We start from the raw sequence: 13238 nt of genomic DNA on the forward strand, positions 1-13238 counted from the left end.
TAATGTTCAGATACCTTATATCCAGTTTTGCTTTAGTGCTTATGTATCCCTTAGGCATAGATCTCTATTTAGTTGGCCTACCTGACATCGCACGCGATTTGAGTGCTACACAGGCTGACTTGCATGTGGCCTTCTCTATTTATCTGGCTGGTATGGCATCGACTATGTTGTTAGCTGGTTGGCTGGCTGATCATGTTGGGCGCAAACCCGTAGCCTTGATGGGCGCAGCTATATTTGCTGTCGCTTCCTGGTATGCAGGTAACTCGGTATCTATCGATTACTTCCTTTATGCCCGCTTCGGCCAAGGCATTGGAGCAGGTTTTTGTTATGTGGTGACCTTCGCAATTTTGCGTGACACTTTAGATGATGATAAACGGGCTAAGGTGCTGACCATGATCAATGGTATTACCTGTATTGTGCCAGTCTTGGCTCCTGTGATTGGTCATGTGATCTTATTGCGATTCGAATGGCCAAGTCTATTTATCTCTATGGCCATCATGGCCGCATTGATCTTTCAGCTTTGTTTGTTGATTTTGAAAGAAACTAAGCCTATTCGTTTTGATAGCACTAACAGTCGCTCCAAAAGTAACTTAAGTGCATCAAGTCAGCAGCAGACTTGTATATACAAGGAGAAAGCAGGCAAATCCGAGATAAAAGAAACAAGAAATGAATCGCTAAGATCACGATGTTTTATCAGCCGTTTGATTATGACCTCATTGGCTGTCACTGCGATTCTCACCTACGTGAATATCTCTCCTATGTTATTGATGGAGCAGATGGGTTATTCCACCGGCGAGTATTCCGCAGCTATGGCAGGTTTAGCCGCGATTAGCATGACGACTTCGTTTTTAGCGCCTACATTACTGACCCATTTTGGCCAACAAAGGATAATGTTAGCGTCACAGTGCTTGTTTATAGGTTCTGCATCTGTGCTAATGACGGCTTCTCAGTTCGAGTTTAATAGCAGTTTGATTCTTATTGGCATCAGTTTCATTTGCGCCGGATTTTCACTGGGATTCGGCACGGCTATGAGTCAAGCACTGTCACCTTTTCATCATAGAGCCGGTATGGCGAGTTCGGTGTTGGGTATTTGCCAGATAACCTGCTCAGCCATTTATATCACTGTGATGGGCTGGTTAGGCATAAGTGCGATTAATATGTTGATTATCTTGTTGCTGGTTGCAGGCGTAAGTAGCATCATACTGCTGCTTGTTGTCCCCACATCGAGTAATAATCATAAGGCTTCGGAGCAAAACAATAATGATAAAGTCCCTGCATCGTCTTGATTTAAATCTGTTGTTTACCATGCAGTTACTCTTAAATGAACGCAGCGTGACTAAAGCGGCTAAGAAATTGTCAGTGACGCCATCGGCTGTGAGTAAATCACTAACTAAACTGAGAGATTGGTTTGACGATCCCTTGTTTGTTCGAACGCCACAAGGGCTTCAAGCTACACCGCTGGCATTGAGTATGGAGGGAGAGCTGTCTGAATGGTTTCAGGTTGCTACTCAAATTGCATCCAAACGCAGTAGCGAAACGCCCAAGGGCGTTAGCTTCCAGCTAATGATGGAGTCTCCGCTGCACATGCTTAAGCTTGGCGGGCTCCCCCAGCGCATTAATCAACAATATCCAGATGCCAACATAAAAATCCGTAACTGGGAGTATGACTCGTTATCGGCCATTATCAATGGTGAGGCCGACATCGGCTTATGTGGTAGAGAAAGTCATCCACGCTCATCAGAGGCTCTCGACCTACTGCCCTACTTTATTGACTATGTAGTGCTGTTTAATGACCAGCCAATTGTGTATCTCAGAGACGACCATCCAGCATTGGATGAATGCTGGAATATGGACACCTTCTTAAAATACCGACACATCAACATTCTTTGGGAAAAAAGTGAGACCTGGGCACTGGACGAAATATTGGCTGAAACCGGGCTGAGTCGTAACATCGGCCTGTCACTGTCTACCTTTGAGCAGTCCTTGTTTATGGCAGCCCAGCCAGATCAAACTATGTTCACCACAGCACCTAGCTATTGCCGCGACTACATTAAGCACTATCACCCGAATTTAGTTACCAGACCTTTACCCATCAGCGCTGAAGCCAGCAAGAAAATAGCGATCCCCATTACCTTGATGTGGCATAAGCGCAATTCTCATAACGCTAAGTTGCGTTGGCTGAAGGAGACAATTAAGGAGATGGTTAGTTTAAGCTAGGAAAGGGAAAGCTGAGATGGGGAAGAGCAGTTACGAGTTTCGAGTCACGAGGTAAAAGCTGAAAAGATGGCCGTTGGCCTAGGAAAGCTAAGAAGTCGGTTTCACCTGAACTGCTAAGATGATGACCTTCGGTCTGGTGGAGATGAGTCACGAGGTAGAAGCAGAGAGGACGGCAAAAAATAAACTTCAGGATGAAAGTCCGTGGAGTTAGACGACCTTCCCCATCTTGTCTTTCCGGCATGCTTGTTGGCCGGAATCCACTCTGTAGAGTTTAAAAACAGAAGCTGGATCCCGGAACTAGTCCGGGATGACAGCAATAGCAAAATAATTAAAGCTGTTTCTAGTTGCGAGTTACGAGTTACGAGTTACGAGCTTGAAGCAGAGAGGAACTTCCCTATCTTGTCTTTCCGGCATGCTCGTTGGCCGGAATCCATTCTTTAGCACCAAGTACACAAGCTGGATCCCGGAACAAGTCCGGGATGACAATCAAAGAGGGATGACGGATAACTTTGTTTGATGTTTTTAAGGAAAAGAGCATTCTCACCACGGAGCGCTGCGCTACACGGAGAACACGGAGGTCGAGATCTGAGAGTGAGTGTAGCTACATGCTACTTTGTCTTTTATCCGTGGTGCTCTCTGCCCTACGTGGTTGATAGCTTTTTTGATGTTTCTATGGAAAAAGCATTCTCATCACGGAGCGCTGCACGGAGGTAAAGTTGAAACCTCAATGATTATCTCGTTTTGGCTCTTCTCCGTGTCCTCTGTGTTCTCCGTGGTGAATAGCTTTATTTGATGTATCTAAGGAAAAGAGCATTCTCACCACAGAGCGCTGCGCTACACAGAGAACACGGAGGTAGAGATCTGAGAGTGAGTGTAGCTACATGCTGCTTTGTCTTTTATCCGTGGTGCTCTCTGCCCTACGTGGTGAATAGCTTTGTTTGATGTATCTAAGGAAAAGAGCATTCTCACCACAGAGCGCTGCGCTACACAGAGAACACGGAGGTAGAGAGTTGAGAATAGATTTACTTACTATTTTCTGCTGTAAGTTAGCCTTGTACATGATAATTTTGGATGCTTGGTTTTCATCTGGTTTTAAACATTATAACTAGAATCAAAAATATTGATGACAAATGCAAGGCTAACCGATTGAAAAATGACTACTAAAACACTATCGATAAGCATTTTATTGAAATGTAGTTATTAAAGATTAATTTTTTCACAGGAAAATAATAATGAACTTATTAAAAATAAGTCGTAAAACCCATAAATGGTTAATGCTATTTTTGGGTGTTCAGTTTGTGATCTGGACTGTTTCAGGCGCGTACATGGTGATCTTCGATATCGACTATATTCACGGTGATAGTTTAGTGGAGAATCATCAAACTAAAATCAATCCCGATAAGATTAACTACTCGTTAAATGCCCTAACACAAGCCTATCCAAGTGCTGAACGCGTATCACTGGGTATGTTTATTGAGCGTGAAGTGTACCGCTTTGAGCAAGACGGCAAGCAACAGCTTGTAGATGCTGACACTGGCAAATTGCTATCACCGCTTGATAAATCTTCTGCAGTTGCCATGGCAAAGCATGAATACACGGGTCGTGGCCAAATTATACTTGCAGAGCTGATCACCAAAGACTCAGACAACAGGCCTTTCGAGCTGAGTAAACGTTACTTACCTGCTTGGCGGATAAATTTTGACGATATGGGTAGCCCTTCTCTGTATATCTCTGCCCAAACAGGCAAGCTAGTGACTAAGCGCCATGAGTTCTGGCGCACGTTCGATTTGATGTTTAGCCTACATGTAATGGATTATGAAGATGAAGATCCGAGTAACTGGTTGTTATTCTGGTTTGTTCTGTTTGCTTTAACCGCTTCAATCTTAGGTTTGATCCTCACCTACTACAGAATATTCAAAGCTGAGCCACTTTCTACTGATAACAACCAAAAAGTGGAGGCTAACTAATGTCATTTCTAAAACTTATGCCTCTAATAAAAATCAGTCATAAATGGTTATCTCTGCTGGTGGGTTTACAGCTATTAATCTGGATTGGAACAGGTCTTTATTTTAATGTGATGGACTCGGTTAAAGCCTCAGGTAACCAATATCGTGTCAAGGTAACCGAGCCAGCTGCTGATTTAACTCACCTCGTTGAACCCAAACAAATCTTACAAGATTTTGATGCTGCTGTCTCGTTATCAACGATCACTTTGCTCTCTAAGCCCTACTATCTGCTGACCCAAGATAAGGCGCTGTATCCTTATTTTAAAAACCAATACACCTTGGTCAATGCCAGTACGGGCAAGCAAGCCTTTGTCGATAAAAGCATGGCCAGTGAGCTTGCCACGGCATCTTACAATGGGCCTGGGAATATTGTTAAGGTGGTAAAACAAGATCCGCCCTTTGACGATCGCTTGAAAGAAAAAAATACACTTTGGCGGGTCGATTTTGATGACGAAATCAATACCCGTGTTTATCTAGATGCTAGCTCAGGACGCCTTGCGGCACATACTAACGATGATAGACGCATCGTAGATTTTGTTTTCATGCTGCACTTTATGGATTATGCACAAGAGCGCAGCTTCAATAATGTTCAGATCATCGTATTTGCTATTTTTACACTTTTCTTTGCGCTTACAGGCTTAATCTGGACGATAGAACTGGGATTTAATGGCCAATATCAGTTTTTGTCATTATTTGGCAGTAAGGCTAAATCTAAGCAAATAAAGATATTCGATAAGCATGATAAATTGATTGATACGCTAGCCATGTCTAGCCAAGAAAATTTACTCGATAGCTTACTCAATCATGATATCGCCTTGCCTTCTACATGCGCTGGCGGCGGCACTTGTGGTCGTTGCAAGATTAAAATTTCAAGCGATAGCCGTACGACCTCTGCCGATAAAGCCCATTTGAGCCAAGATGAACTGGCATCGGGCTACCGATTGGCTTGTCAGCACCGCAGTGATGAATTAACCAGTTTGACTCTATTCGATGTGACTCAGGCTTCCAATCACCTGCTTAAGCTTATCAGCAGTGAATTTATTAGCCCCTATATAAAAGAGCTGAGATTTAAGACTATTGATGGCCAGCCGGTAAGCTTTAAAGCGGGTGCCTATATGCGTTTCTTTATTCCGGCCGCCAAAGGGATTGCGGTTCCGGTTAATTTACCGCCTGAACTAATGCATCACTGGCAGGATGTCATCGACAATGAATATGATCACTTAGCTTGTAGCCGTAACTACTCATTGGCTAATGGTGATGGTCAAAGTAACGAGCTAGTGTTTACCATAAAAATCCAAATGGCACCTGACAGCGTGGTAAAACCCGGCATCGGCTCAAGTTATATCTGTAACTTGGCTGTTGGGGAAACCATTGAGGCCGTCGGCCCCTTCGAAGACTTTTTTGCTAAAGTGGAGCCAACATCAGCTCCTATGGTTTTCATTGGCGCAGGCTCTGGCATGGCGCCACTAAAAGCCTTGATAGAGGAGCAGTTAATCAAACTTACGACTAGCCGCCCTATTCACTTCTACTTTGGAGCACGTTCACAATCTGATTTGATCTATGCCGATCTATTTGAGAGCTTGTCAGACACTTACTCTAACTTTAACTACATACCGGTTCTTTCAAGACCGACAGATGACTGGCTTGGTATATCTGGTTACGTACAAGATCAATTGAGCTTAGACTTTGAACTGCTGTTAGGGACTCACTCAATCGAAGAACTTGAGTTTTATCTTTGTGGTCCTGCAGCGATGATGAACTCAAGCATTGAACTAATTAAATCGAAAGGCGCGACAGACGAGAAAATTGCATTTGATGATTTTTCTTGATGAATAGAAGTTTAGGGACAAAAGGTTCTAGGTGCGAGTTATAGTAGTTGTGAGATAGAAGCTGAGACGACTTCCCTTTCTGTCTTTCCGGCATTCTTTTAGGCCGGAATCCATTCTTTTGCATCAAGAACAAAAGCTGGATCCCGGAACAAGTCCGGGAAGACTATACAGGAGTCAAGACGAGGGAAAGTAGTTCCTAGTTTCGAGTCACGAGATAGAAGCTGAGACGACTTCCCTTTCTGTCTTTCCGGCATTCTTTTAGGCCGGAATCCATTCTTTTGCATCAAGAACAAAAGCTGGATCCCGGAACAAGTCCGGGAAGACTATACAGGAGTCAAGACGAGGGAAAGTAGTTCCTAGTTTCGAGTCACGAGATAGAAGCTGTGACGACTTCCCTACCTGTCTTTTCGGCATGCTTTTAGGCCGGAATCTACTCTTTCATCAAGAACAAAAGCTGGATCCCGGAACAAGTCCGGGAAGACTATACAGGAGTCAAGACGAGGGAAAGTAGTTCCTAGTTTCGAGTCACGAGATAGAAGCTGTGACGACTTCCCTATCTGTCTTTCCGGCATGCTTTTAGGCCGGAATCCATTGTTTAGATTCTCAAAGGTAAAAGCTTGATCCCGAAACAAGTTCAGATGACCTAGATTAAGGAAGACGTAGATAAGGGGGCACATCCTTGTGCTGCTTTGCTGGGAGCACTAATCCGAGCAGTGATTATTCTGTTACTGACTACACTGGAAAGTTAGAAGTCGTAACGTACACCGAAGCTGATGATGGTGTCATCGAAGTCATCATGCTGTTTGACGTCAAACTGGCCGACTTCTGTGTGTAAGCGTGTAGATTTTGATAAGCGATATTCTGCACCGACTGCCCATGTGGTTATTTCTGGTGCTTCTGTTAAAGTCTCGCCAATTGCATCATAGATTTTACCCGCGATGCGACCTGTACCTGAATCATCTTGTCCGTATTGCGCTTTAAGCAAAAGTTTGTCGATCTTATATTTTGCGCTAACGATAAATCCTGAACCATCACGCTGTTCCCAGCCTGTTTTACTCTCGTTGACTAGCTCTGACGCTTGGTAAATCGTACCTAGCATCAACTTATCAAGTTTCACCTGAGCAACAGCGCGGAAACCTTTAATGTCTTCAACACCATCTGTGTATGCACCAGCTAGATAGACGTTGCCAGATTTGAAGTGCTTATCACCATAGGTTAAAGCAATCTGGTAATTGCCATTCTCTTTGCGTTGGTCGCCGTCTTGATAATAGTTGTCTTCCATTAGATAACTCGCACCAAGTTGTAGCTTGTTCCACTTGGCCGATTGGTATTTTAATGAGTCTCCCCAGCGCTTATCTCCGGCGAACAGGCGGTCATGCTTGAGTGAATACATGTCCATGGCATCAGCGCCGCCTTTGGCCATCTTAAATACGGGATCGATACGACCAACAGCAAGTTGACCAATACTTGAATGCTTCAGACCAATAAAAGTAGGCCGTGCTGAGAATGGATTGCTGCCTTTATCTTGTGAACCGCCATTGACGCCCACCTCAATTTGATAAAACAGATCTAACTCAGTCGCAAGCTCTGTCGCCCCTTTAATCCCAAGGCGGCTCCAGTTATTTTCTAAAACGGTTCCGCTCTTGCCATTATGAGTCGCACTACCACTGTCTGAGTTAGTAATAGAGTAATCAATACGGCCATAAAATCGGTAATCATCCGCTAGCAGTTGGGGGGAAGCTAATAATGCAGCAGTTAGTAAGCTCAATTGAAATTTGTTCATCATCGTCTCTCTTAATCTAATAATTTTATAATTTTTTATCAGCTCCGTGGACAGCAAAAGCGCCACGGAGAATCATCTAAATAGGTTTTTTATGTTCGATAATCACACCATCGAGGCGCATCTGCTTATAGAGAAGTTCGGCTTGATTGAGGTAGATGTCCCAAGAGTTTGAGCGCTTGGTAAAACCTGTTGCGGCGTAGCTGCCTGTATCACCCGTTGCTGGAAGGTCGTTGATGTCGAACAGTGACCCACCCGTTTGAAGATGGCTGTCGAGTGCATCCACCATGACGTTAAAGCCGATGCGGGCTGGCTCTACATAGTTAATCGATGCATATTTAGATTGGCGGTAGAATTTCTTTAATGATGCATCTTTAATTGAGACTTTATCATCTGCAAAAATCTCATCATAATAGGCTTTTGTAATGCCCTTAGTTTGAGTGTCGACAACCAGACGTAATACGGCAGTTACACCTGTCCATTTACCGTTTTTATCCATTAACTTTTCAGCATTTTGGTAAAACTTCAGTGTTGTGCCTTCACCATTTATTTGATTATGAATTTTGGCCGTTAATGGGATCATCGATTGCTGGATACTGTTAGAGGCACCCGCTACCACATCGATGTCGGCATACTTAAGGCGATTTGGCTGTTTTAGCTTATTTCTAAATGCTGGATCGTAATCAGGGTTAAGTTCAAAGGTTAACTTGTCCTGTTCGACCATCAGCTTTTCCATGGTCAGAGCTGATTGAACCCAAGCGGTGCCTTTCTTCTTACCCATAGAGAAGTTGTACTCAGACATACGCTTTGGGACATCTTGATACATGCGGGTGTAGTAATTAGGGCGGCCACTTTCATTAAATTCTGCAAGGATCACATCACTCGGGTTACTACTGTCTAGTACAACCGCCATGCTGCCCATGTGGCCCTGGCGAAATCTTGCTTCTTGATAATAGTAATCACCGATGATCATGCCAAGTTGTGGCTGAATCGACCATTTTAGTTTGAAGTCTTCACTGCTAGCGTCATCTTTAGAACCCACAGACACATACTCAACTTGACTGCCATCAGTTCTTGGCAAAGTGTTGATCGCTTTTAAAATGCCATTAGAAGAGAAGGTTGCGCCAGATACCGCGTCGATACCTTCATGGCCGTTGTTAGCAACAATCTTGGCTAACAATCGTTCTGCATTAAGAAACAGTGATTCTGTTTCATTATGTGACTTGGTGGTGATGTCAGTAATTTTTCCCTCAGCAACTTGTACATTAAGGGTAATAAGGCTCTTTTTGCCTTTAGCGCTAACTTCATGTGTACCATCGACATACTTGCCTGCTGGGACTGTTGCTGAACATCCCATCACCGCAAATGTCACAGCGGTACAAATTAGACTTTTTTTAATCAATTTTATTGTGGTCATTGTTTCTGCCTTAATCATTTTCTTAACTTGTGCTTAAGAATAACCAAGCCAATAATTGCCACAATGACGGAAAACCGAAGGTTTAGGTTTTTAATTTATAATATTTGATCTAGTTAACAATAATCAGGGTTTAATTATTAAGATATAGCTCGCCGTGTTACTTATTTAATAACACTTCTGATAGTCAACCTATCAGATGCACAAATAAATATTTTGGAGAGTTATGAATAAACGTTATCAATCACTTTTAATGCAGGCATTCATATTCCCAACATTGATCATTTCAAGTTCACTGTTTGCAGAGCCAATGAGTGATGAAGGATTAATAAATAAGCAACAAGATACTGCTGAGTTTATTCCATATCAATGTGATGGCAATGCTATTATCAGTGAAAATAATGGCGTGTTCAGTTTGCACACCCTAAAATACTTTGGCACCTCGATCACTATCGATATTTATGATCACCAAATCTCTGATGCTAGAGGCGCACTTTGCAAGTCTCTCAATGTGATTCAGAAGTATCATTATTTAGCGTCAAATTACAGTACATATCCTCACGTGACCAATATTAAAACGATCAATAACTCACCGAGTGAGACTCACCATATTGCAGCTGAACTCACTGAGTTATTGGCTTCAAGCATTGAATGGTATGGGTTAAGTGATGGATACTTCAATATCGCATTATCACCGGTTATCGACATATGGAGAAAACACAGAAGCGATTGTAATAAAAAGGGTATTTGCACTTTACCATCTAAGTCTGATCTTAAATACGCATCACGTTTAACTCATATAAAAGACATACACTTAGATGTTGAACACAATACGATTACAATGGCCCCAGGGATGAGTATTGATCTTGGCGGCATCGCTAAAGGCTGGATGGCTGAAAAAGTGTATGACCAATTAAAGGCAGATGGAATAACCTCATTTATGATCAACGCGGGTGGTAATATTCGCCATTTTGGTAGACACCCAGAGGGGCGTGAATTTGTCACGGCGATTGAAGATCCACAATGCAAAAAATATGATTATCAATTAGCAAGGTGTCAGTCACAAAGTGGTTTATATCATCAGATAATTAAGGGAGAAGACCTTACGGTCGTATCGAGTGGAAATTACCTGAGATACTTTACTGTCGATGGTAAAGATTACCATCACATTATTGACCCTAAAACCTTGTATCCCAAAGAGCAAGGGATCTCAGTATCAACAATATTAGATTCACAACATATCTATGCGGATGTTATTTCAACGACGTTATTTTTAATGCCTCTTGAGGATGCTATAAAGTTCACCGATGATAATACATATATTAAAGCAGTTTGGTATTTAGACTCTGATGGGAATAAAGCGTACAGTAAAAACTTTAACGAAGTTTCAGATGTGAATATAAAATAAATTCTGAGCATTTGTAATTATATATAAAAACCCAAAGTAGCAATACTTCGGTTTACCGCAAGGGTCTAGACTCTGTGAAGTGAGTCATGTTTTGCTCTCTTCACAGAGCTATTATACTAATATAATTAGTATAATAGTGTTATCTAATCAAGCGGTGTTAATTAACCTGTATGTGCAAGCTCTTCTCACTCCTTTTAAAAACGACGCTGCTGCTCAGTCTTTCTCTCTCTGAACTTGCATTAGCCAATGAGCCTATGCGTGTCGGCGCCCTCGCCTTTGCATCCCCCGAGGCAGTGACTAAACGCTGGCAACCAACCTTTGATCGTGTGACAAGTGATACAGGTATTGAATTTCAGCTGATCCCTCTGACGCCACAGCAACTCAATGAGTTTGTTGCAAACAACAAACTGGATTTCATCATTGGTAATGCGCTGACAACCGTTGAATTTAAAAAAGATTATGGTGTGAGTCATCTACTTACTTTAGTGCCAGATCAACATCTTCGTCCTGAGCATTCTGTCGGTTCTGCGCTAATAGCCAGATCTTCATTGCAAGTTGATAGCTTTACCGACCTAAAGAACCTCTCTGTTATATCCTCTGATCCAAAGGCGTTTGGTGGCTTTCAAATCATGGCTGGTGAGCTGGCAAATCATCAACTTAACCCGTTTAATGATCTGGGTAAACTGACCTTCGTTGGGTTTCCTCAGAGTAAGTTACTCGATAACATTTTAGACGGACATGCTGATATTGCGATATTACCGACTTGTGTGCTTGAGGCGGCGATAAAAACAAACAAGATCCCAGCAGATAGCCTTAAAGTGGTCCTTAGCACTTCTGAGCAAAATTTTGAATGTCAGTCATCGAGTCGTTTATACCCTTCTTATGCATTATCAAAACTCGGTCATACTGACCATAAGTTAGCCAGTGAGATTGTTTATTCCATGCTTGCGATTACAGCGCAGGACAAGGAAGCAAAACTGGGGCGATATCAATACTGGTCAACTCCAGTTAAAGATAGTCATGTTTTTCAGTTGCTAAAACAGCTCAATCGATGGCCATTTGTGACCAATTGGGATCGGATCGCCCGGGACGCTGTCCCATGGACTCTAGCTGTTTTTATTCTGCTATTGCTAGGCTACTTACATCATATGAGAGTAAAACGCTTGGTCGTGCAGAGAACGCGAGCACTATCTGATGAGATGGAGCAACATAAAACCACTCAAAAGGCTCTGTTCGAGCAGCAAAAACAATTTTATAAGGCCCAGCGAGTGCTTCTCACTGGCGAGATGGCATCAGGAATTGCCCATGAATTGAATCAGCCTCTCGCGGGTATTCGTTATTTAACTCAGGGATGTATCTATCGCTTGAAGGACGAACAAGCAGAACTAAAAGCTGCGCTTGATAAAACGATACAACAAGTAGACAGAGCTCAGAGTACCATTAAACGATTCAGACAATTTTGCCACCAATCGAGTCAGTTTGAACGCTGCGATCTCACCAGTTTAATTGATGACGTGTTGAACTTAATGCAAGCAGATTTTAAACGAATGCAAATTAATCCAACACTCGATTTAGACAAGATTGAGATAGAAGCAGACATCAGCCTGTTGCAACAGGTATTGGTTAATTTACTCAAAAACTCTCTAGATGCGATGGAAACTGTCATCTATCCTAAACTGTCTATCACCTTGTCTGCTAAGCAAAACCTGGCATTAATCGACATTCAGGACAATGGCATTGGACTATCAGACACAGCTTTAGAACGCCTGTTCTTTCCATTTGAAACTTCAAAAGAGAACGGTCTTGGACTTGGAATGGTGGTGTGTAAGCGCATCATTGAAGAACACGGTGGCCTGATCACAGCGACTAACAAGCTCACTGATGCAAGGGGAAATTTGACCACTGGTTTGTTAATCTCGATTACCTTGCCGATTAAAAAAATACCTTAAGGGAACTATAACATGTGCAATATCTACCTTGTGGATGACGATCAAGATGTGCTCGACTCTTTGAGTTGGATGTTAGAAGGGCTGGATCTCAAAACACAGTGCTTCCTTAATGCCGATTCCTTTCTACAAACCATAGACATTAAACAGCCAGGTATTGCCATTTTAGATATACAGATGCCAGGCATGGACGGCATAGCCCTACTCAAGCATATTAAGCAACAACAGAGCCCACTTAGTATCATCATGCTAACGGGTCATGGCACCATATCCATGGCGGTTAACACCATTCAACAAGGTGCCATGGACTTTCTTGAAAAACCCGTCGATGGCGATAAGCTCAACCAACTGTTAAATGAAGCTAAACAGTTAACGATAAATAGCTTTCAGTCTCAGTGTCAGCTCAGCGATATTAAAGACAGGATCAGTCATTTAACCGCCCGCGAAAAACAGGTGATGAGTCAGGTTCTTGATGGGAAACTGAATAAGGTGATCGCGGCAGAGCTGAATATTGGTCAGCGCACCATCGAATTACATAGGCAAAAAGTGATGCAAAAAATGCAGGTGAGCAATGTCGCCGAGCTGGCTTATCTAATGGCAAACTCAAAAGAGTGAATTTATTGGGATGAACCACGTAT

Annotated in this window: 9 protein-coding genes; 7 read left to right on the forward strand and 2 right to left on the reverse strand. The window is 42.7% G+C overall.

The genetic code is table 11. The features are described 5' to 3' along the window. The first annotated feature begins 2 nt into the window (after positions 1-2). The 4 genes from FM038_RS12305 (at position 3) to FM038_RS12320 (ending at position 6052) form a co-directional block, all read left to right on the forward strand. The gene (locus FM038_RS12305; protein WP_142874978.1) at positions 3-1286 is read left to right on the forward strand and encodes an MFS transporter; all 1284 of its coding nucleotides are present in this window, start codon (positions 3-5) and stop codon (positions 1284-1286) included. Beyond that, positions 1261-2217, forward strand: a complete 957-nt coding sequence (yidZ, locus tag FM038_RS12310; RefSeq protein ID WP_142874979.1) for an HTH-type transcriptional regulator YidZ — start codon at positions 1261-1263, stop codon at positions 2215-2217. The genes FM038_RS12305 and yidZ overlap by 26 nt, the downstream gene beginning before the upstream one ends. 1232 nt (positions 2218-3449) lie before the next feature. Then, entirely contained in the window at positions 3450-4184 is a 735-nt protein-coding gene (locus FM038_RS12315) for a PepSY domain-containing protein (protein ID WP_142874980.1), read from the forward strand. Continuing rightward, the gene (locus tag FM038_RS12320; RefSeq protein ID WP_223293066.1) at positions 4184-6052 is read left to right on the forward strand and encodes a 2Fe-2S iron-sulfur cluster-binding protein; all 1869 of its coding nucleotides are present in this window, start codon (positions 4184-4186) and stop codon (positions 6050-6052) included. The genes FM038_RS12315 and FM038_RS12320 overlap by 1 nt, the downstream gene beginning before the upstream one ends. A 745-nt stretch (positions 6053-6797) precedes the next feature. Here the strand turns inward: FM038_RS12320 and FM038_RS12325 are convergent. Continuing rightward, positions 6798-7838, reverse strand: coding sequence for a porin (locus tag FM038_RS12325; RefSeq protein WP_223293067.1), 1041 nt, complete (start codon positions 7836-7838; stop codon positions 6798-6800). 73 nt (positions 7839-7911) lie between these two features. Next, a complete protein-coding gene (locus FM038_RS12330; RefSeq protein ID WP_142874981.1) occupies positions 7912-9249 on the reverse strand; it encodes an FMN-binding protein in 1338 nt (445 codons plus the stop codon). A gap of 223 nt (positions 9250-9472) precedes the next feature. Here FM038_RS12330 and FM038_RS12335 point away from each other — a divergent pair, with 223 nt between their 5' ends. From FM038_RS12335 to FM038_RS12345, 3 genes are all read left to right on the forward strand, one after another. Then, complete coding sequence (locus tag FM038_RS12335) at positions 9473-10654, forward strand: FAD:protein FMN transferase (RefSeq protein WP_223293068.1); 1182 nt, start codon at positions 9473-9475, stop codon at positions 10652-10654. A 170-nt stretch (positions 10655-10824) separates the two neighbouring features. Further along, a complete protein-coding gene (locus FM038_RS12340; RefSeq protein WP_223293069.1) occupies positions 10825-12603 on the forward strand; it encodes a sensor histidine kinase in 1779 nt (592 codons plus the stop codon). A 12-nt stretch (positions 12604-12615) separates the two neighbouring features. Then, complete coding sequence (locus FM038_RS12345) at positions 12616-13215, forward strand: response regulator transcription factor (RefSeq protein WP_195873001.1); 600 nt, start codon at positions 12616-12618, stop codon at positions 13213-13215. Positions 13216-13238: the final 23 nt, after the last annotated feature.

It is taken from the genome of Shewanella eurypsychrophilus (assembly GCF_007004545.3).
Classification (GTDB): Bacteria; Pseudomonadota; Gammaproteobacteria; order Enterobacterales; family Shewanellaceae; genus Shewanella; species Shewanella eurypsychrophilus.